Origin of the sequence: Streptomyces regalis, from assembly GCF_001509475.1 — a bacterium.
Lineage (GTDB): Bacteria > Actinomycetota > Actinomycetes > Streptomycetales > Streptomycetaceae > Streptomyces > Streptomyces regalis.
Genome location: NZ_LLZG01000299.1, coordinates 50,802 through 74,047 on the forward strand (window position 1 = coordinate 50,802; position 23,246 = coordinate 74,047).

At 70.1% G+C, this 23,246-nt stretch carries 26 protein-coding genes; 15 read left to right on the forward strand and 11 right to left on the reverse strand.

The features are described 5' to 3' along the window. Nucleotides 1-234: 234 nt before the first annotated feature. Entirely contained in the window at nucleotides 235-828 is a 594-nt protein-coding gene (locus tag ADL12_RS26830) for a GNAT family N-acetyltransferase (RefSeq protein ID WP_062706086.1), read from the forward strand. 32 nt (nucleotides 829-860) lie between these two features. Here the strand turns inward: ADL12_RS26830 and ADL12_RS26835 are convergent, their stop codons facing one another. Then, a complete protein-coding gene (locus ADL12_RS26835; RefSeq protein WP_062706089.1) occupies nucleotides 861-1,451 on the reverse strand; it encodes a TetR/AcrR family transcriptional regulator in 591 nt (196 codons plus the stop codon). 122 nt (nucleotides 1,452-1,573) lie between these two features. Here ADL12_RS26835 and ADL12_RS26840 point away from each other — a divergent pair, with 122 nt between their 5' ends. The 5 genes from ADL12_RS26840 (at nucleotide 1,574) to ADL12_RS26860 (ending at nucleotide 4,510) form a co-directional block, all read left to right on the forward strand. Beyond that, nucleotides 1,574-2,158 (forward strand): dihydrofolate reductase family protein, encoded by a 585-nt coding sequence (locus ADL12_RS26840; RefSeq protein ID WP_062706092.1) that lies wholly within the window; start codon nucleotides 1,574-1,576, stop codon nucleotides 2,156-2,158. 26 nt (nucleotides 2,159-2,184) lie between these two features. Beyond that, a complete protein-coding gene (locus ADL12_RS26845) occupies nucleotides 2,185-2,424 on the forward strand; it encodes a hypothetical protein (RefSeq protein WP_062706095.1) in 240 nt (79 codons plus the stop codon). 96 nt (nucleotides 2,425-2,520) lie between these two features. Then, a complete protein-coding gene (locus ADL12_RS26850) occupies nucleotides 2,521-2,934 on the forward strand; it encodes a YciI family protein (RefSeq protein ID WP_062706098.1) in 414 nt (137 codons plus the stop codon). A gap of 7 nt (nucleotides 2,935-2,941) precedes the next feature. Beyond that, nucleotides 2,942-4,168, forward strand: a complete 1,227-nt coding sequence (locus ADL12_RS26855) for an RNA polymerase sigma factor (RefSeq protein WP_062706100.1) — start codon at nucleotides 2,942-2,944, stop codon at nucleotides 4,166-4,168. Between the two features lie 9 nt (nucleotides 4,169-4,177). Next, nucleotides 4,178-4,510, forward strand: coding sequence for a DUF952 domain-containing protein (locus tag ADL12_RS26860; protein ID WP_062706103.1), 333 nt, complete (start codon nucleotides 4,178-4,180; stop codon nucleotides 4,508-4,510). 219 nt (nucleotides 4,511-4,729) lie between these two features. Here the strand turns inward: ADL12_RS26860 and ADL12_RS26870 are convergent, their stop codons facing one another. Further along, nucleotides 4,730-5,509: a VOC family protein gene (locus ADL12_RS26870; protein WP_062706108.1), complete on the reverse strand. Its 780-nt coding sequence runs from the start codon at nucleotides 5,507-5,509 to the stop codon at nucleotides 4,730-4,732. Nucleotides 5,510-5,714: 205 nt separating this feature from the next. On the opposite strand from ADL12_RS26870, the gene ADL12_RS26875 reads away from it, so the two are divergent. Together ADL12_RS26875 and ADL12_RS26880 are read left to right on the forward strand one after the other, a co-directional pair. Continuing rightward, nucleotides 5,715-6,869, forward strand: coding sequence for an inorganic phosphate transporter (locus tag ADL12_RS26875; RefSeq protein WP_062706110.1), 1,155 nt, complete (start codon nucleotides 5,715-5,717; stop codon nucleotides 6,867-6,869). Nucleotides 6,870-6,944: 75 nt separating this feature from the next. Further along, on the forward strand, nucleotides 6,945-7,178 hold the full coding sequence (locus ADL12_RS26880) for a hypothetical protein (RefSeq protein ID WP_062706114.1): 234 nt from the start codon (nucleotides 6,945-6,947) through the stop codon (nucleotides 7,176-7,178). A gap of 39 nt (nucleotides 7,179-7,217) precedes the next feature. Here the strand turns inward: ADL12_RS26880 and ADL12_RS26885 are convergent, their stop codons facing one another. The 3 genes from ADL12_RS26885 to sodN all read right to left on the reverse strand — a co-directional run bounded on the left by ADL12_RS26885 (nucleotide 7,218) and on the right by sodN (nucleotide 10,896). Further along, complete coding sequence (locus ADL12_RS26885) at nucleotides 7,218-8,684, reverse strand: glycosyltransferase family 39 protein (protein WP_062706117.1); 1,467 nt, start codon at nucleotides 8,682-8,684, stop codon at nucleotides 7,218-7,220. Between the two features lie 691 nt (nucleotides 8,685-9,375). Next, complete coding sequence (locus ADL12_RS26890) at nucleotides 9,376-10,311, reverse strand: MerR family transcriptional regulator (protein WP_062706162.1); 936 nt, start codon at nucleotides 10,309-10,311, stop codon at nucleotides 9,376-9,378. A 189-nt stretch (nucleotides 10,312-10,500) separates the two neighbouring features. Next, nucleotides 10,501-10,896, reverse strand: coding sequence for a superoxide dismutase, Ni (sodN, locus tag ADL12_RS26895; RefSeq protein WP_020123534.1), 396 nt, complete (start codon nucleotides 10,894-10,896; stop codon nucleotides 10,501-10,503). A 145-nt stretch (nucleotides 10,897-11,041) separates the two neighbouring features. Between sodN and sodX the strand changes: the two genes are divergently transcribed. After that, complete coding sequence (gene sodX, locus ADL12_RS26900) at nucleotides 11,042-11,476, forward strand: nickel-type superoxide dismutase maturation protease (RefSeq protein WP_062706164.1); 435 nt, start codon at nucleotides 11,042-11,044, stop codon at nucleotides 11,474-11,476. Here the strand turns inward: sodX and ADL12_RS26905 are convergent. Then, nucleotides 11,380-12,009, reverse strand: coding sequence for a CGNR zinc finger domain-containing protein (locus ADL12_RS26905; protein ID WP_062706121.1), 630 nt, complete (start codon nucleotides 12,007-12,009; stop codon nucleotides 11,380-11,382). The two genes, sodX and ADL12_RS26905, sit on opposite strands and share 97 nt — an antisense overlap. A gap of 100 nt (nucleotides 12,010-12,109) precedes the next feature. On the opposite strand from ADL12_RS26905, the gene ADL12_RS26910 reads away from it, so the two are divergent. Beyond that, nucleotides 12,110-12,883 carry a class I SAM-dependent methyltransferase gene (locus ADL12_RS26910; RefSeq protein ID WP_208614626.1) on the forward strand — a complete coding sequence of 258 codons (774 nt, stop codon included), beginning with the start codon at nucleotides 12,110-12,112 and terminating at the stop codon, nucleotides 12,881-12,883. Nucleotides 12,884-13,043: 160 nt separating this feature from the next. Here ADL12_RS26910 and ADL12_RS26915 read toward each other — a convergent pair whose 3' ends face one another. From ADL12_RS26915 to ADL12_RS26925, 3 genes are read right to left on the reverse strand one after another with little or no spacing between them, the layout of a single operon-like run. Then, entirely contained in the window at nucleotides 13,044-13,805 is a 762-nt protein-coding gene (locus ADL12_RS26915; protein ID WP_062706124.1) for an amino acid ABC transporter ATP-binding protein, read from the reverse strand. Beyond that, nucleotides 13,802-14,770 carry an amino acid ABC transporter permease gene (locus ADL12_RS26920; RefSeq protein ID WP_062706126.1) on the reverse strand — a complete coding sequence of 323 codons (969 nt, stop codon included), beginning with the start codon at nucleotides 14,768-14,770 and terminating at the stop codon, nucleotides 13,802-13,804. Before ADL12_RS26920 ends, ADL12_RS26915 begins: the two co-directional genes overlap by 4 nt. Before the next feature lie 31 nt (nucleotides 14,771-14,801). After that, a complete protein-coding gene (locus tag ADL12_RS26925) occupies nucleotides 14,802-15,752 on the reverse strand; it encodes an ABC transporter substrate-binding protein (protein WP_062706128.1) in 951 nt (316 codons plus the stop codon). Nucleotides 15,753-16,401: 649 nt separating this feature from the next. On the opposite strand from ADL12_RS26925, the gene ADL12_RS26930 reads away from it, so the two are divergent. The 4 genes from ADL12_RS26930 (at nucleotide 16,402) to ADL12_RS26945 (ending at nucleotide 19,748) form a co-directional block, all read left to right on the forward strand. Beyond that, nucleotides 16,402-17,625, forward strand: coding sequence for an NAD(P)-dependent malic enzyme (locus tag ADL12_RS26930; protein ID WP_062706131.1), 1,224 nt, complete (start codon nucleotides 16,402-16,404; stop codon nucleotides 17,623-17,625). Nucleotides 17,626-17,903: 278 nt separating this feature from the next. Then, a complete protein-coding gene (locus ADL12_RS26935; protein WP_062706134.1) occupies nucleotides 17,904-18,866 on the forward strand; it encodes a zinc-binding dehydrogenase in 963 nt (320 codons plus the stop codon). Nucleotides 18,867-18,975: 109 nt separating this feature from the next. After that, nucleotides 18,976-19,185 (forward strand): helix-turn-helix domain-containing protein, encoded by a 210-nt coding sequence (locus tag ADL12_RS26940; RefSeq protein ID WP_003997975.1) that lies wholly within the window; start codon nucleotides 18,976-18,978, stop codon nucleotides 19,183-19,185. Then, entirely contained in the window at nucleotides 19,185-19,748 is a 564-nt protein-coding gene (locus tag ADL12_RS26945; protein ID WP_062706137.1) for a Clp protease N-terminal domain-containing protein, read from the forward strand. The genes ADL12_RS26940 and ADL12_RS26945 overlap by 1 nt, the downstream gene beginning before the upstream one ends. 292 nt (nucleotides 19,749-20,040) lie before the next feature. Here ADL12_RS26945 and ADL12_RS26950 read toward each other — a convergent pair whose 3' ends face one another. Together ADL12_RS26950 and ADL12_RS26955 are read right to left on the reverse strand one after the other, a co-directional pair. After that, on the reverse strand, nucleotides 20,041-21,096 hold the full coding sequence (locus ADL12_RS26950) for a PadR family transcriptional regulator (RefSeq protein WP_062706141.1): 1,056 nt from the start codon (nucleotides 21,094-21,096) through the stop codon (nucleotides 20,041-20,043). A gap of 1 nt (nucleotide 21,097) precedes the next feature. After that, the gene (locus tag ADL12_RS26955; RefSeq protein WP_062706144.1) at nucleotides 21,098-22,090 is read right to left on the reverse strand and encodes a DUF4097 family beta strand repeat-containing protein; all 993 of its coding nucleotides are present in this window, start codon (nucleotides 22,088-22,090) and stop codon (nucleotides 21,098-21,100) included. A 170-nt stretch (nucleotides 22,091-22,260) separates the two neighbouring features. On the opposite strand from ADL12_RS26955, the gene ADL12_RS26960 reads away from it, so the two are divergent. After that, on the forward strand, nucleotides 22,261-23,106 hold the full coding sequence (locus tag ADL12_RS26960) for a hypothetical protein (RefSeq protein WP_062706147.1): 846 nt from the start codon (nucleotides 22,261-22,263) through the stop codon (nucleotides 23,104-23,106). Nucleotides 23,107-23,246: the final 140 nt, after the last annotated feature.

The following is a 23,246-nucleotide window of genomic DNA, read 5'->3' on the forward strand; positions in this document are numbered from 1 at the left end:
GAGCCCTCGGGGCCGTACGGTTCCTGACCCCGTACGGCCGCCGGGCGGCTCCGGACCGGCGGGTCCCGCACATCCCCACGGTGTGCGGGGCCCGTCCCCGTGCGCTGGCCCTGCGCACAGGCCTGCCTACCGGCCCTCGTACCGGACAGATCTCGACAAAGTCGTTCCGCGGGCGGCACGCCCGCTCCGATCGTCCTACGATCAAGGCCGGTTGACGTGAAGGGGCGGGTACACATGGGCGTGCGGATCCGGACGGCGGGCGCGGGGGACCGTGAGCTGGTGGTGCGGCTGCTGGACGCGGCCTTCCAGGACGATCCGGTCAGCGGCTGGGTGTTCCCGGGCGAGGGGCACCGCCGTGTCGCGCACCCCAGGCTCATGGCCGCGTTCGCCGACATCGTGTTCAGCGTCGGCCGTATCGACGTCACCGAGGACGGCGCGGCGTGCGCGTTGTGGATGTCGCTGCCGGCCGACGAGCAGGATCATGACGACGAAGGGCCCGCGCGGCTGCGTGAGGCCGTCGACCCGGAGAACGAGCGCGTCGAGCTGATCGGCCGTCTGACAGCCGGTATCCATCCTTCCGGCCGTGCGCACGAATACCTGTGGATGATCGCCGCGGCACCCGAGCGCCAGGGCGAGGGCCTCGGCACCGCGCTCCTGAACTCGGTCCTCGAGCGCTGCGACCGCGACGGCCTGCCCGCCTACCTGGAGGCGAGCAACGACCGCAGCCGGAAGTTGTACGAGCGCCTCGGCTTCGAACTCCAGGGCCGTCCCCTCGACCTCCCGGACGGCCCCCGGATGTGGCCGATGTGGCGCGAGCCGCGCGCCTGAGCCGCCCCCGGCAGCCCTGACCTGCCCCTGACCTACCCCTCCGGTACGACCGTCTCCACGATCCGCTCGACCAGCCCGTCCGGCACGCCGACCCCGGGCAGGACGCCGTCCAGTACGTCCGGCAGTGTCAGGTGCTCCAGGAGCAGCCCGAGCATCGCGAGATAGAGCACGGTGACGACCTCGTCGCCGCCGGGCAGCCCGGCGCTCCGGTGGAACTCCATGCCCTCCTCCAGGTCACCGCGCACCGACTTGGTGAAGGAGGAGCGCAGTTCGGGGCGCCGACTGGCCTCCAGGCGCATCTCCAGCAGGGCCAGATAGCCCGTGCGGTCGCGGGTCGCGCGGGCCATCAGGTCGTGCATGAAGGCGGTGACCAAAGAGCGGTCCTTCGGCCGGGTCAGCAGCCCGGCGATCACTTCCGGGTCGGGCGCCAGCCGGACGTGCAGCCGGGCGTCGATCTGCCGGAGCAGGTCATCGCGCCCGGTGAAGTAGTTGGAGGCGGTGCCGACCGGCACCCCCGCCTCGGCGTCCACCGCGCGGAACGTCAGCCCGCGCGCACCCTCGCGCGCGAGCACCTCGACACCCGCGTCGACGAGCGCGGCCCGGCGCTCCGGATTGCCCGCCATTCGGAATCCCCTCTCTCACTTCCATCCGGCCCCCAAAATACCCTTGCAACCACTACAGGCGAAGTACTACAACTGAAGCACTGCAACCGGAGTGGTTGACCAGCCTACGAAAAGAGACCGGCTTGCGAAAGCTCACCTACTTCATCGCCTGCTCGCTCGACGGCTTCATCGGAGACCCGAGCGGGGACGCGACAGCGATGCTCCGCTTCGTCGACGAGGAGTACCTCGCCTTCCTCAGGAGCGAATACCCGGAGACCCTGCCGACCCACGGCCGTCGGGCGCTCGGCCTCGGCGACCTCGAGAACAAGAGGTTCGACACGATCATCCAGGGCCGGGGCAGCTACGACCTGGCGCTGAAGGAGGGCGTCACCAGCCCGTACGCCCATCTGCGCGAGTACGTCGCCTCACGCACCCTGACCGAGTCGCCCGATGCGAACGTCGAGATCATCGGCGACGACCTGGTCGCGAAGGTGCGCGAACTCAAGGCGGAGGACGGCCAGTTCGGCATCTACCTGTGCGGGGGTTCGCAGATCGCGGGTGAACTGCTCGACGAGATCGACGAGCTCGTCATCAAGACCTACCCCATCGTGTACGGCACGGGCATGCCGATGTTCGGCTCGGATTCCGCCGTCACGGAGTTCACCCTCGACGCGGTGCGGACGTTCGGCAACGGCGCCGTGGTCCGTACGTACAGCAGGAAGCGCTGAGCGGTCTCCCGCCCTACTCTGGGGACATGGGCAGCGAAGAGCACGTCTGTCCCGAATGCGGACAGCCCGTCGATACGGTCGTCCGGCGCCACAAGACGCTGGGCGCCTGGGTCCCCACATGGGTGCCCGGCCCGTGCCGGAACCCCGAGTGCCCTGCGTACACCGAGGGCGACGCCGAGCACGAAGAGAAGCACGAGCGGAAACACGAGCAGAAGAACACGCAGAAGCACGAGCAGCCGGAGAAACCCACCGCGAAAAATTCCTGAACCTCGTGTCGAGAATCCCGGCCCGGCTCCGACGTCCCCTGTGAGAGCCGCCCGCCAAGGGCGGCCCGAGCCGACGGAAACCGAAGGAGCGTACCGATGAAGTACCTGGTCATGGTGCAGGGCACACAGGCGGACTACGAGGCGATGCAGGGCAAGGCGTCCGAGCACTCCGTTGCCTGGAGCCAGGAGGAGGTCCAGGCGATGTACGCCTACATGCAGGCCCTCAACGACGACCTCGCCGAGACCGGCGAGATGATCGACGGACAGGGACTGGCCGAGCCCGCGAAGGTCCGGCACGTCACCCTGGGGGACGACGGCAAGGCAGTGATCACCGACGGGCCGTACAGCGAGACCAAGGAGCTGCTGGCCGGTTACTGGGTGCTGGACTGCGCGAGCCTGGAGCGGGTCACGGAGATCGCCGAGCGCGTCACCCGCTGCCCCCAGCCCGCCGGGGCCCCCGTGTACCCGGTGGTGATCCGGCCCATCCTGGACGGCGCCGGAGACTGCTGAGCCGCCGATGGCCGGCCCGACCGAGACCGAGGACCTGCTGCGCCGCCATGCGCCGCAGGTCCTCGGCGCGCTGGTGCGGCGGTACGGCCACTTCGACACCGCCGAGGAGGCCGTACAGGAGGCCCTGCTCGCGGCGGCCGAGCAGTGGCCGCGGGCCGGCGTCCCCGACAATCCGCGCGGCTGGCTGATCAAGGTCGCCGCACGCCGGCTGACCGACGCCCTGCGTGCCGAGGAGGCGCGCCGGGCCCGGGAGGAAAAGGTCGCGGCGCTGACGCCACGGGACGCGTTCACGGCACCGGCGCCGGGGGCGGACCGCGCTCCCCGCGAGGACGACACCCTCACCCTGCTCTTCCTGTGCTGCCACCCGGACCTGACCCCGCCCGCCCAGATCGCCCTCACCCTGCGTGCCGTCGGCGGTCTGACCACGGCGGAGATCGCCCGCGCGTATCTGGTCCCCGAGGCGACCATGGCCCAGCGGATCAGCCGGGCCAAGCAGAAGGTCCGCGGGGTGCGCTTCGGGCGCCCCGACCACTGGCAGGACCGCCTGCCCGCCGTCCTGCAGACCCTGTATCTGATCTTCAACGAGGGCTATACGGCGACCTCGGGCACGAGCCTGACGCGGCGGGAACTCGCCGGCGAGGCGATCCGGCTGACCCGCGAGGTCCACCGGCTCCTCCCCGACCACGGCGAGGTGGCCGGCCTGCTGGCCCTGATGCTGCTCACCGACGCCCGCCGCGACGCGCGCACCGGCCCGCACGGCGAGCTCGTCCCCCTCGACGAACAGGACCGCGACCGCTGGGACAAGGCCGCGATCGAGGAGGGCGTCGCCCTGGTCACCCGTGCCCTCTCCCGGGGTCGCGCCGGCCCGTACCAGCTGCGCGCGGCCATCGCTGCCGTACACGACGAGGCGCCCTCTGCCGAGGAGACCGACTGGAAGGAGATCCTCGGCCTCTACGACGTCCTCGTACGCCTCGTCCCCGGACCCGTCGAGCGGCTCAACCGGGCGGTGGCCGTCGCGATGGTCCAGGGACCGCGTGCGGGGCTGGCCGAACTGATCGCGCTGGAGGGCGAGTTGGGTGCCGGGCACCGCCTGGACGCGGTCCGCGGGCACCTCCTGGAGCGGGCGGGCGCCCACGACGAGGCCCGCGCCGCCTACGAGGCCGCGGCCGCCAAGACCCTGAGCCTGCCGGAGCAGCGCTATTTGCACGCGCGGGCGGCCCGACTCAGGCCGTAGCGTGGGCCCATGTCCGAACGCACGTACATCCTCCACATCACCGAGCGCTCTCTGTGGGACGCGGCACGCGAGCACGGCACGTACGAGATCTCGACCCGCGGTCGCACGCTCCGGGACGAGGGCTTCATCCACTGCTCGACCCGTGCCCAACTCCCGGCCGTGGCGGCCTTCCTGTACGGCTCCTACGACGGCCCCGACGAGCTCGTGGTGCTGGTCGTGGACCCCGCGCGGCTCGATGTGCCGCTGAAGTACGAGGCGCCGGAGCCCGGGAGCGAGGAGTTCCCGCACGTGTACGGGCCCATCCCGGTGGACGCGGTGGTGGACGTGGAGCCGTGGGGGTGACGGGTCGCCGCAGGTTATGGCGGTGGATCGGGGCGGTGTGGGTGATCGTCGTGGCCGGCGCGGGCGGGGCGACGGTGTGGTTGCGGGATTCGGCGGAGCCGCCGGGGCCGTACCGCTAGGAGGAGGCCAGTCCTGCGCCGTCGCTTCCGGAAGTGTGGCCGTCGGCGTGCCCGAGCCCCACGCGCGACGAGAACGGCGCGGCACAACTCCTCTGCTTCGTCAGGACGCGCTAGAAGCGGCCAGTCCGCCCGTCTCCGGGTCGCGAGCCGTCAGGCAGTACACGCCGCCCGCCGGATCGCGCATCACCGTCCAGTGGGCGCCCTGGGCGACGAACGTCGCGCCCAGTTCCTGGTGCCGGGCGCGGGTCGCCGCGATGTCCGCGCAGGCGAGGTCCAGGTGGGCGGAGGCGGAGCGCTTCTCTCCGGGCCCCTCCTCTCCGGGCCGCTCCTCGCCGAGCCGCTGGAGCAGGATGCGGACGGGCAGCCCGGCCGGAGGCCTGAGCACATGGAACTCGGGGCGGGAGCCGGGCGCCGACGCCCAGCCCGCCAACAGGCCGCTCCAGAAGGCGACTTCGGCGTCGTACAGCGACGGTGGTACGTCCACGCAGACCTGGTCCAGCCGACTGCCGCGCACCACGGGCGGCCGCACCGACTCCCCGTGCCAGGGCACGGCACAGAACAACTGCCCGGCGGGTGAGCGCAGTACGGCCCACCCCTCGTGCTCGGCGGCGATGCCCGCACCCTGCTCAAGCGCCGACTTCACGAATTCCGGTACGTCGTCCACGGCGAAGTCGAGATGTGCGCCACCGGCGCCCGAGTCGATCCCCTGGGCCCTCACGCAGGCGTCGGCCCCGCCGCCCGGCAGCAGGGTCACGAACTCGCCCTGCTCGCCGCGGAATTCGGACAGCCGCGTGTCCGTCACCGCGGTCCAGAAGACTTGGGCCAGGGCGAAGGACGCGGCGGGGCGGTCGACGAAGGCGTAGGTCCAGCGGATGCTCATGGGGCGATCGTAGGTCTGCCGACGCGGTCGTGGGTCTGTCGGCAGCCGTAGGGACGAGCAGGACCTCCTCGACGCCCTCAAGGTTCACCACGGCAAGGTTCACCACGGCGGCTTTGCAGGACCCTTACCAACCTCGCGCCGGCTCCTGGGACACGCTTTGCCGTCGGTTCTCCGCGAATTGGCCCGCGCTTGTTTGCATTGGGGAATGGACCACATCACGTTCCTGGTGGCGGTCGTCATTGTGACGGCCCTCGCCTTCGACTTCACCAACGGATTCCACGACACGGCGAACGCGATGGCCACCTCCATCGCCACGGGGGCGCTCAGACCGAAGACGGCGGTACTCATCAGCGGCGTCCTGAACGTCGTCGGTGCCTTCCTGTCCACCGAGGTCGCCAAGACGATCTCCGGCGGCATCGTGGACGACGCACTCGTCACCCCGGGCATGATCTTCGCGGGCCTGGTGGGGGCGATCCTGTGGAATCTGCTCACCTGGCTGGTCGGGCTGCCGTCCAGTTCGTCGCACGCGCTGTTCGGCGGGCTGATCGGGGCCGTCTGGGTGGGTGCGGGGTCGCATGGCGTGCACTTTGACAAGGTTGTCGAGAAGGTGCTGATCCCGGCGGTGGCCTCGCCGCTGGTGGCGGGGGTCGCGGCACTGCTGGCCACGTACCTGGCGTACAAGCTCACCTCTCGCGCCCGCAAGCAGACGGTCACCAAGGGCTTCCGCGTCGGCCAGATCGCCTCGGCTTCGCTGGTCTCCCTCGCCCACGGCACGAACGACGCGCAGAAGACGATGGGCGTCATCACCCTGACCCTGATCTCGGCGGGCGCGCTCGGCCACGACGCAGGTCCGCCCCTGTGGGTGATCGCCTCGGCGGGCCTGGCCATCGGTCTCGGCACCTACCTGGGCGGCTGGCGGATCATCCGCACGATGGGCAAGGGCCTGACGGAGATTCAGTCCCCGCAGGGCTTCGCCGCCGAGACTGCGTCCACGACGGTGATCCTCACCTCGGCCCACCTGGGCTTCGCGCTGTCCACCACACAGGTCGCCTCCGGCAGCATCCTCGGCGCCGGGCTGGGCCGCCGCCTGGCGGAGGTCCGTTGGGGGGTGGCCGGGCGGATGGTCGTGGCCTGGCTCGTCACCCTGCCCGCCGCCGCGCTGGTCGGCGGTGTCTCGGCGAGCGTGGTCAAGCACGGCGGCAACCTCGGTACGGCCGTGGTCGCCCTGGTCGGCGCGGCCGTGGCCGCCGGCATCGTCGTCGTCTCCCGCCGCAACCCGGTGTCCGCGCACAACGTCAACGACGCCCACGAGGTCACGGTCCGCAGCACGGAGCCGACGAAGGTCGGCACGGCCGCCTGAGACGCGGCCGCCTGAGACGCGGCCGCCTGAGACGCGGCCGCCCAAGACAAGAGTGAGACAAGGGGAGTTCCGATCATGAACCTCGACTGGACCGCACTCGGCCAGGTCGCCGCGGTGAGCCTCGCGGTCACGGTGGCCGTGGTCACCGTCTTCGCCTTCGGCGTGCTGGGCCTGGCCCGCCACGAGGGGACCCGCGAGGAGGTCGGCGGCACGTCCACCCTCGGCGTCGCCCAGGCCGGGCTGTGCTTCGTCGCCTGCGCGGCGGTGGTGGCGTACGGGATCTATCTGATCGTGCCGCAGTTCCACTGACGTTCGTCGAAGGGGCTCGGCCGCAGGACCTGCCGGGCCCTATTCGTCGGCGTTCGCTGTTCCCCGTCGTTCGTACGCCGTCACACGCCGCCCGCGGACCTGTATGTCCGCCACCACCTTGAAGTGCTCCTTCAGCACGGCGGTCTTCATCCTGTCCCGCTCCGCCGACACCGGCCGTGCCACCGAGGGCACGTCAGTGACCAGCAGTATTCGCCGCTGAGCCAGCATCGCGCCACGTATCCGGGCCGGACCGGCCTCCTTGCCCTTCAACGTCCCCGACGCCACAGGGCTTTCCGCCAGCGCGACGTCCCGCAGTCCGGCGAAATCGTCGGGGCAGACCAGGGCGGTGTCGCGCCGGGCCGCCGGTATGAAGACCACCGCGTCCCCGGACTGTTTCAGGCGCCGCACGTCCGCCGCCACCGCCATCACGTCGTCCACCCGGCTGGCCGGGGACCGCTTGGCCGTCGACTGCGGTAACAGCGCCACGACCGCCACGGCGACCGTCACGGGGACGAGCCACGCCGAGGCTCTCGGGAACCGCGGCCCGGCCGCCCGCACGGCTGTGCCCAGCGCTGTGCCGATCAGCAGGGCCAGACCGAGCATGCTGAACAGGACGTAGCGGTCCAGGAACAGCGGCTGGACCAGGGAGAGGCCGAGGAGGCCGAGCTGCGGCACCGCCAGCAGCGGCAGCCCGACGGCGGCCACGGACAGCCGGCCCGCTCGTGGCCGGTCCAGCAGGGCGCCGAGGCCGCCGATCGCCAGCAGGATCGCCGGGCCGATCATCATGTGCCAGGTCAGCGGCGGGATCCAGGAGACCTGGGCGGACTGGCGCCGGCTGAACAGGATCAACGGCAGCACAGCCACCAGGGCGACCGTCGCGGCCACCGCCCACCGCATCCATGTCCGCCGCGGGGCCCGTGTCCACAGCAGGGTCGCCAGATGTGCGGGCAGGATCAGCAGCGACAGCCAGTTCAGCAGCCCGCACACCGCCACCGTGCCGCCGTAGGCAGCCCAGTGCACCGCTCGGCCACGTCCCTGGAGGACGGTCACCAGCAACAGGGTGGATATTCCGGCCCCGGCCGCGATCAGCGCGTAGGGGCGCCCCTCCTGGAGATAGGACTGCACGGCCGGAAGCAGCCCGAACGCCAGGCCGCCCGCCAAGCCCGCCCAGGTCCCGGCCAGCCGCCGGCCGATGACCGCCACACAGGCCGCCGCCACCGCCATGGCCAGCACGGAGGGCAGCCGCAGGGTCGTGGTGCTGGGCCCGAACCACTCGAAGAGCGCGTGCATCAGCAGGTAGTAGAGCCCGTGTACGGCGTCGACCTGCCCCAGCATGTGCCAGATGTCCCCGACGGACCGCCGGGCCACCTGCCAGGTCGCGGCCTCGTCCCGCCACACGCTGTGCTGCCGGGACAGCCCCCACAGACCGAGGGCGAGGGTCCACAGCAGGGGGATCGGCCACAGGGGCAGGCGGCGGCGCAGGGGTTTCTCCAGGGAGATCGACATTCCGTACGGCGGGGACAGACCGCCGGGTGATGTGGTCCCCACTCGCCCGCTTGTCGCCGAGCACGCCGAGCACGCCGAACACCGCCTCGGCCGCGCGGGCCGAGACGGGATCAGAGTTGAGCGTTGCTCTCTTCCCCCGTGAACTCAGCAAAAGCTACGGGACGGTATGGATCTGCGGCCACCGCTCGGCGCGTGAACACAATCACCGCGAATTCAGGGAACCTTGAGCCTGCCGAGCTGTGGATTTACGCCGGTTCGCGATTGACCGGGCGGTTCGATGCAGGTTGCTTGCGCGGTCATCCTGCCGAACGCAGGTCCTGCCGACTGCGGCGCCGTATGTGCAGGTGGCCGTCACGGGGACAGAGGGGCGGTGCCGCGGGCAAGGTCCCGGACAGTGCGTACCGGCACTTCTGCGCAACGCGGCATGGACGTTCTTGAGGACTGCGTTGCCCACCAACCGCCCGTCCGTTCCTGGACCGTGACGTTCCACGACGGCGAATGCGAAACGGTCTCCCGCCTCCCATCCTCGCCGCTGATCCTCGATCCACCATGCCGCGCTCGCCTCGTCGACCACGGCCGAACTCGCCCAACGCCGCAAGGCGTCGTCTCTGGACAACCGAGCGTATGCAGCCGCGCCCGTTTCCGGGTCCGCATCTGTGTGGCCTGCGGGGCCGGGGTGGCTGTTGCTCCGTCATGCCGAGCGGGTGCGCAGTGCCGCGACGGCCCAGGCGATCGCGGGTGCCAGAGGTTCCGGGGCGGGCCAGCCGTTGATCAGTGCGAGCAGGTGGAGGTACCGGTCCCGGCGTGGATCGGTCGCCGCGTCCAGGCGCTCCAGCAGCCAGTGCTGCAGTTCGGCGGAGTCCGGGTGAGGGTGGACGGCCGCACATCGTGCGATGAGGGCCGCGACGATCGGGTCCGCCTGCGGTGCATCAGGGCTGATGTCGGATGCGACGGCGGGTCGTACGACGTCGCGGGTGATCGCGGCGACGTCCGGGCGCGGTGGCATGGTGCCGCCGCCGGGCAGGTTGTCCAAGCTGATCCGGGCCATGCGCCGCACACTGGCGCGGAAGTCGACGTCGAAGGAGAGCTCAGCCAGCTCCACCCATGCTGCGACCTGTTCCTCTGTGGGGCTCTCAGGGAGCTCGGGAGTCATGGAACGCTGGGCTGCGGCATGGGCGGCGCCGGCATGAGGGCCATCGAAGACGGCACCGAGGAAGTCGTCGATCAACCGCTGCTTCTCGGTCCGGGACAGCGTGGCCAGCTGGTGCATGAGTTCCATCTCCTCAAAGGTGGGCTCGCGTCGGGCGGCAGCCGCCAGCACCGCCCGTCGAAGACGCAGGATGCCGATCTGCACGTCCAGTGCGGCAGCGTGTTCCGCGGCGACCTGACTGAGCGTGAGTTCCTGGTCCACGACACGCCGGATCACGTCGAGGCCGAGCCCCAGTTCGCGCAGTGTCCGTACGAGGGCCAGACGCGTCACGGCATCAGGGCCGTAGCGGCGGTAGCCGGCGGCGGTGCGGTCGGCCGGCGCGACGATGCCGCGATCCGAGTAGAAGCGGATCGTCTTCACCGTCAGCCCGGTACGGCGGGCCAGCTCACCGATCGAATACAGGGTGCCGTCGCGCATGACCCCCACCTTTGCGTCTCCCCCAACTGGAGACTCAAGTCTGCGTCTTGGCGTCGCCGAGAGCGCAGATCCACCGCAGATCCACCTCGTCCTGTGGGCGGGCAGAAAAGACCGCACCCGATCCGTCATGGACGCCATGCTCGGCGGCCTGCGGACCGGGTGCGGACTGGTGGACCAGGTGATCGAGGATCAGGCCTTCTTGGTCTCCCAGAAGATCTTGTCGATCTGGGCGATGTAGTCCAGCGCCTTCTGGCCGGTCGCCGGGTCGGTGGAGGCCTTGGCGGCCGAGAGGGCCTTCAGGGCGTCGTTGACCAGCTGGTGCAGCTCCGGGTACTTCTCGAAGTGCGGGGGCTTGAAGTAGTCGCTCCAGAGCACCGAGACGTGGTGCTTCGCGAGCTCGGCGCGCTGCTCCTTGATGACGGTGGCACGCGCCTGGAAGTGCGGGTCGTCGTTGGCGGCCATCTTTTCCTGGACGGCCTTCACCGACTCCGCCTCGATGCGGGCCTGGGCCGGGTCGTACACACCGCAGGGCAGGTCGCAGTGTGCGCTGACCTTGACCTTGGGGGCAAACAGGCGGGAAAGCATGGAGCGTTCCTTCCTCGTGATCGTCTTCTCAGGTGGGACATTACTCCCTGCAAGACGGGTTTTCGCGAGTGCCCCCATGGGCTTAGGACAAAAGTCCAGGGTCAGACTGAGACTGGTGGAGGACAGTACCGGGGAGGTGCCGGGGATGCCGGAGTTGTCGCAGGACGCCGAGCGCGGGCGGGCCGCTCAGCCCTTCGGGTGGGCCGAAGTGACGGGGCCGTCGATGGTGCCCACGCTGTATCACGGCGACCTGCTCGTGGTGTGGCACCGGGGCCGGATCAGGCCCGGGGACGTGGTGGTGCTGCGGCATCCGTTCCAGCAGGACCTGCTCGTCGTCAAGCGTGCCGCGGAGCGCCGTGAGGGCGGCTGGTGGGTGCTCGGGGACAACGCGTACGCCGGTGGGGACAGCACCGACTACGGGGTGGTGCCGGACGAGCTGATTCTGGGCAAGGTCCGCTTCCGGTACCGGCCGCGCAAGCCGGATCAGCGCTCGCCGTTCGCGCTGGCACGCTGGGCGGTGTCGGCCGTACGGCCCGTCTTCGCCGACCGGTCGGCCTCCAAGCGCTTGCGGGCGCGGTAGGCGGCCACATTGGCGCGGGTCGCGCAGCGGTCCGAGCAGTAGCGCCGGGAGCGGTTCGTGGACGTGTCCAGGTAGGCGTTGCGGCACGGGGTCGCCTCGCACAGGCCCAGGCGGTCCACGCCGTACTCCGTCAGGTGGAAGGCCAGGCCCATCGCCGCGATCGCCGCATAGCCGGCGGTGGCGTTCGACGGGTGGTCCGCCAGGTGCATGTGCCACAGGGGGCGGCCGTCGTCGTCCCGGAAGTCGTGGCCGGAGATCTGCGGGCTCACCGGGAACTCCAGCAGCAGGGAGTTCAGCAGGTTCACCGCCAGCGCCTCGTCGCCCTTGTCCGCCGCCTCGAAGACCGCCCTCAGCCGTGCACGGACCGAGCGGAAGCGGGTGACGTCGGCGTCGGTGGCGCGCCGGCCCGCCTCCTGGCTGACGCCGAACAGGTCGCGGACGGCCTCGACCGAGGTCAGCGAGTCCTTGCCCCGGGCCGGGTCCTCGCTGTTGACGAGTCGTACGGCGTAATCGGAGTAATAGGCCAGTTCCACTTGTAGTCCTTACGGAGGCGTTCTATCGTCGTGGTGCGGTCGGGGTAACAGCTGATCGTGCTTCCAGGGTATTACGTGACGTGCGCGATGGAGGGGCTCGATGACGGACACGGACATCACCACCACGACCGGAGCCGACTGGGCGGCCTGGCAGCAGAGCTGGGACCGGCAGCAGGAGTGGTACATGCCCGACCGCGAGGAACGGTTCCGGATCATGCTCGACATGGTTGAGGCCCTCGTCGGTCCCGCTCCGCGCGTGCTCGATCTCGCGTGCGGCACGGGAAGTATCACGGCCCGGCTGCTCGCGCGGTTCCCGGACGCCGTCAGCACCGGCGTCGACCTCGACCCCGCCCTCCTCGCCATCGCCGAGGGCACCTTCGCGGACGATGAGCGGGTCTCCTTCGTGACGGCCGACCTCAAGACGCCCGACTGGCCGGCGCAGCTGCCGTACGACTCGTACGACGCCGTCCTGACCGCCACGGCCCTGCACTGGCTGCACAGCGAACCTCTCGCCGCCCTCTACGGTCAGGTCGCGGGCCTCGTCCGCGACGGAGGTGTCTTCATGAACGCGGACCACATGATCGACGACTCGACGCCCCGGATCAACGCGGCGGAGCGCGCCCTGCGCCACGCCCGCATGGATCAGGCCAAGGCGCGCGGCGTCCTCGACTGGGCCGAGTGGTGGCAGCTGGCCGCCAAGGACCCGGTGCTGGCCGGGCCCACCGCCCGCCGCTTCGAGATCTACGGCGAGCATGCCGACGGCGACATGCCCTCCGCCGCCTGGCACGCGCGCGTGCTGCGCGAGAAGGGGTTCGGGGAGGCGCGGGCGGTGTGGTGCTCGCCGTCGGACACGCTGTTGCTCGCGCTGAAGTAACCGGGGGCCTGAACGAGGCCGTACGACGGGGCAGAGGCAGTACGAGAAAATTTGGTGCGTGACGTCGTGATGGCGCCCGAGCTGTTGCCGTAGGGCGGGCGGCGGTACATGTGAAGGGGCGGTACGAGGGATCTCGTACCGCCCCTTCACCGTCGTACCGTCAGAGCACCTTCGACAGGAACGCCTGCGTCCGCTCGTGCTGCGGGTTCGTCAGGACCTCGCGCGGGTCGCCGGACTCGACGACCACGCCGCCGTCCATGAAGACCAGGCTGTCGCCGACCTCACGGGCGAAGCCCATCTCGTGGGTGACGACGACCATCGTCATGCCGGACTCGGCGAGGTCGCGCATGACGTCGAGGACGTCGCCGACCAACTCCGGGTCGAGTGCCGAGGTCGGCTCGTCGAAGAGCATCAGCTTCGGGTCCATCGCCAGCGCCCGGGCGATGGCCACGCGCTGCTGCTGGCCGCCGGAGAGCTGGGAGGGGTAGTTCCCGGCCTTGTCGGCGAGGCCGACACGGTCGAGGAGCTCCCTCGCCCGTTCCTTGGCCTGGGCCTTGTTCGTGCCCTTGACCTGGACCGGCGCCTCCATGACGTTCTCCAGCGCCGTCATGTGCGGGAACAGGTTGAACCGCTGGAACACCATGCCGATGTCCCGCCGCTGCAACGCGACCTCGCTGTCCTTGAGCTCGTACAGCTTGTCGCCCTTCTGGCGGTAGCCGACCAGCTCACCGTCGACGTACAGCCGGCCGGCGTTGATCTTCTCCAGGTGGTTGATGCACCGCAGGAACGTCGACTTGCCGGAGCCGGAGGGGCCGATGAGGCAGAACACCTCGCCGGTCTGCACCTCAAGGTCGATGCCCTTGAGGACCTGGACGGCGCCGAAGGACTTGTGGACGCCCTCGGCCTTCACCATGGCGGTCATGCCCCAGCACCCCTTTCGCGACCCATTCCGAGCATGTTCGCCTTGACCTTCTGCCACGGCGTCGGCGGCAGCTGACGCAGCGAGCCACGGGCGTAACGGCGCTCCAGGTAGTACTGGAAGACGCTGAACACGCTGGTCATGACCAGGTACCAGATGCACGCCACGAAGAGCATCTCCATCACGGCGTACGACGTGGAGCCGATCGTCGAGGTGGCCCGCAGCAGTTCGTTGTACGTCACGACGTAGACCAGCGACGAGGTCTTGAGCATGTTGATGAACTCGTTGCCGGTCGGCGGCACGATCACCCGCATCGCCTGCGGGATCACGATGCGGCGCAGCGTCTTGCCGTGGCTCATGCCGAGCGCGTGCGCGGCCTCGGTCTGGCCCTCGTCGACGGCCATCAGACCGGCACGGCAGATCTCGGCCATGTACGCCGCCTCGTTCAGGCCCAGACCCAGCAGGGCCGCCATGAACGGGGTCATGACCTGCACCATCTCGTCCTTGTAGATCGGACCGAGATTCAGGGTCTCGAAGACCAGCGCCAGGTTGAACCAGATGAGCAGCTGGACGTAGACCGGGGTGCCGCGGAAGATCCAGATGTAGAACCAGGCGACCGAGCTGGTCACCGGGTTCTTGGACATCCGCATCACGGCCAGGATGACGCCCAGGACCACGCCCATGATCATCGCGAGGACGCTGATCAGCAGGGTGCGGCCGGCGCCCGCCAGGACCGTGGAGTCGAAGACATACTCGCCGACGGCGTTCCACTGGATCTTCTTGGCGGTGGCGAACGCGTTGATCAGCAGGGCCAGCAGGGCCAGCACCACGACGGCGCTGATCCAGCGGCCGTAGTGCCGTACCGGAATGGCCTTCATCGCCTCGGGCGGGATGTCCCCGCCCGTCTTGGAGACGGCGTCGGCCGACGGATCCGGGTCGGCCGGCACCTTGTCGAACTTGTCAGTCACAGTGACTGCCCTTCAGTCTTGCTCGGGTCGGTCACTTGCCGCCGTTGATCGCGGCCTTGTCGATGGCTCCGGTCTCGGCGCCCCACTTCTCGAGGATCTTCTTGTACGTGCCGTCCTCGATGATGGCGTTGACGGCCGCTTCGAGGGCCGCGGTGAGTTCCTTGTTGTCCTTGCTCACCGCGATGCCGAACGGACCGGCGTCGACCTGCTCACCCACGACCTCGAAGGCGTTGCCGCCGTCGGCCTTGCGGGCCAGGTCGACGGCGACCGGGTAGTCGTTGACGCCGGCGACCGCGCCGCCCGACTTCACTCGGGTCTGGGCCTCGGTGTCGTTCTCGAACGACTCGATCGTGATCTTCTTCTTGCCGTCGTCCGTGCAGGCCTTGGACTGGGTCTGGAGCGCCTTCTCGTACGTCGTGCCGCGCTGCACCGCGGCCGTCTGGCCGCACAGGTCCTCGATCGAGTTGACCTTCTTCGGGTTGCCCTTCTGGACGTACACGGCGGTGCCGGCGACGAAGTAGTCGACGAAGTCGACACCCGGACCGAGCTTCTTGCCCTTGTCGTCCAGGCCCTCCTGGCGCTGCTTGTTGTCCGTGATGGAGGACATGGCCACGTCGTAGCGGCCGGAGTTCAGCGCGGTGATCAGACCGTCGAAGTTGCCGGAGGTGAACTGGAACTCCACGCCCAACTTCTTGCCCAGCGCCTCGGCGATGTCGGGGTCGACACCGACGATCTTGCCGCCCTCCTGGAACTCCATCGGGGCGTACTCGGCGTTGGTGCCGGCCTTGATGACACCCGCGTCCTGGATCTTCTTGGGCAGCTTGTCGAACAGCGGGGCGGAGTTGGTCTGCGCGCTGCCGTTGTCCTTGTCCGTCTGGTCACCGCAGCCGGTGAGAATCAGTGCGCCTGCGACCGCGAGCGAGCCGACCGCTGCCAGCCGGGAGCGTGCGGCGGTCGTACGACGGGTGGAGCGTGCGGTCATGGTGGGTTCCTCCGGCGGATGGGTGGAGTTGCCGATGGGGCGGGCACCTGCCGATCGGGTCGGCAGGAGCCTTGCTTTCGTAGGTCGACGGGAGCACACGCCTTCGAGTGTCGCGACCTCGTGTGATTACGGCATCTTGCCATTCGGACTGAGCCATTCAGGGCGCCCGCCATGTCAAAATCGGATAACGGGTTACCCCCGAAACCGTCTCAGGCCGGTACATCACGACCGGACCTTCTACGGGAATCCTCGCTTCCGGCCGAAGGATCTTCGGTGTCGCTCGGGGTGCGGGTCGGTCGCATGTCGGGTTTGTGGTTGTTGGTTATTTTTCGCGGCGTGTGGCGTTGATTATCCGTTTTTCGGCCGTGAATCACAGCGGTTTCGCAGTCGCGTCGTGTCCGATTCGTGTTGTTGGGGTCGGGCGTTTCCCTTGCCGTCGTGTGATCTTGCACGTATTGGACTCGTCGTCGGTACCGTCCGTCCGGTAAGAAGGTTCTTTACACCCCTCATCCGGGGCTCAGGGCGCGTGTGCGGCGCGCCCATCGCGTATGACCCGTACGCATCAATAGATCGGGGCATGCGCGGTCCCGCCCACCCCTCACCAGGAGTGGCCACCCTCAACCAATGAAGATTTAAGGGGTAAAACAAAGTGGCAGCGGAGATCGTCAATCCTCGCAGCGACAGCAATACGGATCAGGATGGCGGCGGCGAGCCCCTCGATTCCTTTGATCCGGCGTTCGCGCTGCACCGCGGCGGCAAGATGGCTGTGCAGGCCACCGTGCCGGTCCGTGACAAGGACGACCTGTCCCTCGCATACACACCCGGCGTTGCGCGCGTGTGCACCGCGATCGCCGAGCAGCCGGAGCTCGTCCACGACTACACGTGGAAGTCGTCCGTCGTGGCCGTGGTCACCGACGGCACGGCGGTGCTCGGGCTCGGGGACATCGGCCCGGAGGCCTCCCTTCCGGTGATGGAAGGCAAGGCGATTCTGTTCAAGCAGTTCGGCGGCGTGGACGCGGTCCCGATCGCGCTCGACTGCACGGACGTCGACGAGATCGTCGAGACGGTGGTGCGCCTCGCCCCGTCCTTCGGTGGCGTCAATCTGGAGGACATCTCGGCACCGCGGTGCTTCGAGATCGAGCGCAAGCTCCAGGAGCGGGTCGACATCCCGGTCTTCCACGACGACCAGCACGGCACGGCGGTCGTGACGCTGGCGGCCCTGCGGAACGCTGCGCGGCTGAGCGGGCGGTCCATCGGGGATCTGCGGGCCGTCATCTCGGGCGCGGGTGCGGCCGGGATCGCCATCGCGAAGATGCTGGTCGGGGCCGGTATCGGTGACGTGGCCGTCGCGGACCGCAAGGGCGTCGTCTCGGCCGACCGGGACGACCTGACGCCGGTCAAGCGCGAGCTCGCCGGGTTCACCAACAAGGCCGGCATCACCGGGTCGCTGGAGGCGGCCCTGGAGGGTGCGGACGTCTTCATCGGCGTTTCCGGCGGTACGGTCGCGGAGGCGGCGGTGGCTTCGATGGCGGAGGGCGCCTTCGTCTTCGCCATGGCCAACCCGAACCCCGAGGTGCACCCCGACGTCGCGCGCAAGTACGCGGCGGTCGTGGCGACCGGGCGGTCCGACTTCCCGAACCAGATCAACAACGTGCTGGCGTTCCCGGGCATCTTCGCGGGCGCGCTGCAGGTGCGGGCCTCTCGGATCACCGAAGGGATGAAGATCGCGGCGGCGGAGGCGCTGGCCGCGGTGGTGGGGGACGACCTCGCCGCGGACTACGTCATCCCGTCACCCTTCGACGAGCGGGTCGCTCCGGCGGTTACGGCGGCGGTTGCCGCTGCGGCGCGGGCGGAGGGTGTCGCCCGGCGCTGACGTGAGTGTCGGCTGATCGGCCCCGTCCGGCTCGGACGGGGCCGATTTTTTGCCTGCGGGTGGGCCGTTCGGGTGGTTCAGGGCGGTTTCGGTGGGGTGTGCCGGGTGGTGCGGGCCGTGGAGTGCGTGCCGTGTGGTGCGGCGGCGGAATGTCCGGCTGGACGGGGGCGTGCGACGCCGGGCCGTCCAGTCCTCAGGGCAGGGCGCCTTGGCAAGAGGGCGTGTCTCACAGGGCGCTGTGGTTCCGTCGGTCGCCGTGGGCACCTATCGTCAAGGTCATGTTCGCTGTCTATGCCGCCCGAATCGACCGCGACCAGCCGCTTTCCGGACTGGAGTTGGGGGAGCGGCCGGCCCCCGAGGCCCGTCCCGGCTGGAGCACCGTCAACGTCAAGGCCGCCTCCCTCAACCATCACGACCTCTGGTCACTGCGGGGCGTCGGCCTCCCGGAGGACCGGTTGCCGATGATCCTCGGCTGTGACGCCGCCGGCGTCGACGAGGACGGCAACGAAGTCGTCCTGCATTCCGTGATCGGACAGAGTGGGCACGGAGTGGGGCCCAAGGAGCCTCGTTCCATTCTCACCGAGCGGTATCAGGGCACGTTCGCGGAGCAGGTCGCCGTGCCGACCTGGAACGTCCTGCCCAAGCCCAAGGAGCTCTCCTTCGAGGAGGCTGCCTGTCTGCCGACCGCCTGGCTGACGGCCTATCGGATGCTGTTCACCAATGCGGGGGTGCGGCCCGGCGACTCCGTGCTGGTGCAGGGCGCCGGGGGTGGCGTCGCCACCGCTGCCATCGTGCTCGGGAAGGCCGCCGGGCTGCGTGTCTTCGCCACCAGCCGGGACGAGGCCAAGCGCAAGCGGGCCGTGGAGCTGGGGGCCGTGGAGGCCGTGGAGTCGGGGGCTCGGCTGCCGCAGCGGGTGGACGCCGTGATCGAGACGGTCGGTGCCGCCACCTGGTCGCACTCCGTGAAGTCGCTGAAGCCGGGCGGCACGCTGGTCATTTCCGGTGCCACCAGTGGTGACCGGCCCTCGCATGCCGAGCTCACCCGGATCTTCTTCCTGGAGCTGAAGATCGTCGGGTCCACCATGGGGACCAAGGACGAGCTGGAGGATCTGCTCTCCTTCTGTGCCGCCACGGGTGTGCGGCCGGTCATCGACGAGGTGCTTCCCATGGACCGGGCCCGGGAGGGGTTCGAGCGCATGGAGTCGGGGGAGCAGTTCGGGAAGATCGTGCTCACCAACTGACGGTCTCTCTGCCGGTATGTGCGGCGGGTTCGGGGCTCTGCCTCGGGCCCGCCTTTTCGTTTGTCAATGAAGGTTGACGCCCCTTGTCGTGTCAACGTAGATTGACAACATGACCGAAGCAACAGATCTTGCCGAGCGGGCGGGTGATCGCGATCCCCGCGTCGGGCTGCGGGCCGTTGCTGCCCTGCGCAGGCTGCTGGAGCAGTTGGAGGCGGTTCAGGTGCGCAGTGCGCGCAATCAGGGGTGGTCGTGGCAGGAGATCGCCGCGGAACTCGGGGTCAGCAGGCAGGCCGTGCACAAGAAGTACGGGAGGCGTTGATGTTCGAGCGGTTCACGAAGGACGCCCGCGCCGTGGTGACGGGTGCGGTCGAGCAAGCCGAGCGGGGCGGGGTGCAGACCGTCGATGCCGGGCACGTCCTGCTCGCCCTGCTCGACCGGGAGGGGAGTCGGGCCTCGTTCGCGCTCGCCGCGCTCGGGGGCGGGCAGTGGCTGGAGTCCGTGCGGCAGGCGCTGGGGGAGGCCCGGCGGCGGGGCGGGCTGTCGCAGGCCGAGGCCGATGCGCTGGCCGGGTTGGGGATCGATGTGGGGGAGATCGTCGCCCGGGTCGAGGAAGTGCACGGTGTCGGGGCGATGTCCGGGGACCGGAAGGACAAGGGGTGGTGGTCGGGGCGCCGTTCGTTCAGCCGGGAGGCCAAGGACGTGCTGGAGCGGTCGCTGCGTATCGCCGTCGCCCGTCGGGACCGGCACATCGGTGACGAGCACATCCTGCTTGCGCTGACCAGCTGCCCGGGCGTGCCCGCCGAGGTTCTCGCCGATCACGGAGTGACCTACGAGTCCGTGAACCGGGTGCTGTACGGCGAGGGAGAGGCCAAGGCCGGTTGAGGAGGAGGGGCGGGGTGAGTGCGCCGCCGCGGGTCGCGGGTCGTGTCGCGGGCTGGGGCGCGGTGGGTGTGAGTGTGCCGCCGTGGTGCCGGTCGGCCCCTGGGCAGGGACCGGCTGAAGCGAAGGTCGTGCCGGTCCCTTGCTGCGTCGCGGATGTCGTCGCGGAAGCGGTCGAGCAGGCGGTGCAGGTCGCGGGCCGGGTCGCCGGTGGGGTTGGGTACGCCGCCGTGGTGCGGGTCGGCCCCTGGGCGGGGCGGCTGAAGTGGTGGTCGTGCCGCCCAGGGGCGTGGCGTCAGGGCTTCGGTGTGCGTAGTAGTGCTGCGATGTGTGCTGCGGTTGTCGACAAGTGGTGGCGGGTGTCGCGGAGTTGGTCCGGTGTTACGCCGTGGTCCCTTGCTGCGTCGCGGATGTCGTCGCGGAAGCGGTCGAGCAGGCGGTCGAGGTCGCGGGCCGGGTCGCCGGTGGGGGGCTCGTGGGCCCAGGTGGGTTCGTAGTCGGCGGGGAAGTCCTCGGGCGTCTCGGAGTAATCGGGGTGCTGCCGTGCCGACTTGGGGGTCCCGGCGTCCTGGCGGCCGAAGCCGAAGTCCCGGCCGAACTCCTTCCCGAAGTCCTTGCCGAAGTCGCCGAACTCCTTGGCCAGTTCCGTCAGGCCCTCGCGTACGCCCGTCGGCCAGTCGCCGCGTGCGAAGTGGTCCTGTACGTGTTCCTGGACTCGGCGGGCGATGCGCTGGACCTCCTCCTGGGCCTGGGCCCGGGCGCGGTCCTGTGCCTCCTTGGCCTGGCGCCGGGCGCGCTGCGCCTCGTCGCGGGCACGGCGGCTTTCGTCCTTGGCCCGTCGGGCCTGTTCCTTCCACTCCTGCTTGGCGCGGCGCATCTCCTCCTTGGCGGCGCGCCACGCCTCCTTGTCGGTGTAGTCCGTGAAGTCGCCGAAGGGTGCTTCCGTCCTGGCGCCGCTGCCCTGGCGGGCCTCGGACGCGGCCGCCCGCATCTCGCGCCGCAGGTCGCCCGCCGCGCCGCGCACATCGGCCTGGATCTCGGCGGCGAGTTCGGCGACCGACTCCCTGATCTCCAGCTCCAGGTCGGCCAACTCGCCGCTGCGGCCGGCCAGTTCGGCGCGGCCGGCGTCCGTGATGGCGTACACCTTGCGGCCGCCCTCGGTGGTGTGGGTGACCAGGCCCTCGGCCTCCAGCTTGGCCAGGCGGGGGTAGACGGTGCCGGCCGACGGTGCGTACAGCCCCTGGAAGCGCTCCTCGAGGAGGCGGATCACCTCGTAGCCGTGGCGCGGGGCCTCGTCCAGCAGCTTCAGCAGGTAGAGGCGGAGGCGTCCGTGGGCGAAGACGGGAGGCATGTCAGAGCACCTTCTTGTCGGTCGTGCCGTCGGCCGGGGCGGCGGTGGGGCCATCGCCCTGGCCGGAGACGGAATTGTCCCCCGAGTCGTCCTGTGCGCTGCCCACCGGGTCGGTCGTCGCGTCCGTGGGTGAGGTGTTCGTGGCCGGCTCGGGCTCCTCCCATGCCTCCGCCTCCCACGGCTCGTCCTCCTTGGGCGGGCGGCGCAGCAGGGCGATCGAGCCGGAGACCGTCGTCGCCCGGAGCTTGCCGGTGCCGGCGCCGAGACGGCCGGTGATCTTGTGGGCGCCCCACTGGCCGTGGACCCTCAGGCCCTCGAAGGAGTTGGAGATCGTGCCGCTCGCGGTGTTGGCCTCGACGTCGGCGTCCGCCGGGGCCGGCAGGCGGATGGCGATCTCGCCGGAGACGCTGGTCAGCCGGACGTCGGTCGGGCCGTCCGGGTCGAGGTCGACGATCATGGAGCCGCTGACCGAGTCGGCCTTAACCGAGGAGCCGGAGCCCTCGACGACCGTGAGGTCACCCGAGACGGAGTTGAAGCGGAGGTCGCCGGTGACGGCCTGGGCCTCCAGGTTCCCGGAGACCGTGTCGGCGCGGACCGGGCCGGACAGGGCGACGAGCGTGGTGTCGCCGGTGACGCCCTTGACGACCGACGGGCCGTGGATCCCGGAGACCACCGCCCCGGCGCCGACCACGCCCACCTCGACGCGCGTGTCGCCCGGCACCGCCAGGGAGACCACCGCGCTGCGGCGCCAGCCCTTGCGGTCGAGCCACTTGAGGAAGCCCTTCCAGGGCAGGTCCTCGTAAGCCACCGTCAGCGTGCCGCCCTGCTGGGACACGATCAGGGGTGGGCCCTCGATCTCGGAGACCTCCAGGCGGGCGGAACCTTCGTCCGTGCCCACCACGTTCACCGTCCCGTTGACGATGCGCACATGGAGCTCGCTCACCGGCTCGTCGAAGGTGAGCTTCCTGGGCTCTGCAACGGACCACTCGGACATGCTGCGGACCTCCTGGGCGACCGGACGCGGCCGCACGGGCCGGACCTGAACACGACACGCCATATCGCGTCTTCCGTAAAACACGATATATCGCGGACGTCGAAAGTCAAGGCACTCGTTCGCGTGATCACAAATCACGCGAGATGGACAAACTGTCCTAGCGTGTTGTCATGCCGACGGAAGAGTCCAGCGCCGCTCGCCAGGTCCGTCCCGCCCCGGGAGCCCTGCTGCTCTGCCACGCGGAGGCCGAGTCCGTCGCCCTTGCCGCGCAGCTGCTGCGCGAGCACATGCTGCTCGCGTCGGCCGGCGAGGAGTGGAGCGTGCTCGTCCCCGAGGGCACGCCCTGGCTGCAGGGCGCCGAGCCGGTCGACCGTGTCCTCACCGGCTGGGCCACCGCCCTCGCCGTCGGCGCCCCCTGGCCCGTCCTCGCCCTCTGGTGGGACGCCGACCGCGCCGGATACACCCTCGCCTCCGGCTTCCGCCGCCCCGTCGGCTACGTCTGGCTCGCCAACGGCACCCCGGCCGGCGAGGACGAGGCCATGCACACCTTCGCCGGCCGGCTCGGCCTCGATCCGGTGCTGGACGTGCAGTCCCTCGACGAACTGACGGAACCCGACCCCGCGGCCGACGCACGGGCACGCATGCGTGGCCTGCTCGCCGTCCTCACGCGCGCGGGCGTGTCCCTGCCCGACGGCCTCGCCCCCGGCGAGAGCGCCGACCGCCTCCACGAGGCCGTCCGCCGCCACCCGCACGTCCGCATCGAGCGGGCGGGGGGCTGGCGCAACGCCTTGCGCGCGGAACTCGACGCCGTCGAAGGCAGCCGCCTCGGCCACTGGCTGCCCTGGGGCGGCGGCCCGCAGTCCCACCGGCTCGCCCTGGCCCAGGTCGCGGCCGGTCTGCCCGTCACGGTCTGGGGCCTGCGGCGCCGCAGCACCGGCTGGATCGCCGCGGGCGTGGTGCTGCTGGCGCAGGGCGCGCTGGGGTTGGCGTACGCCCTCGCGCACCCGCGCGACTGAGGCCGGCCGACGCAGGGGCGGCTTGGTGCGGCATCCGTTACCAAGAGCCTCAGTGGCTCTCAGCAATCCTGGCGTTTCCGCCCGGAAGGTCCGTACCGCCCAGCTCGGCGGCTTACGGTCCGCGCTTCAGCGACCACCGC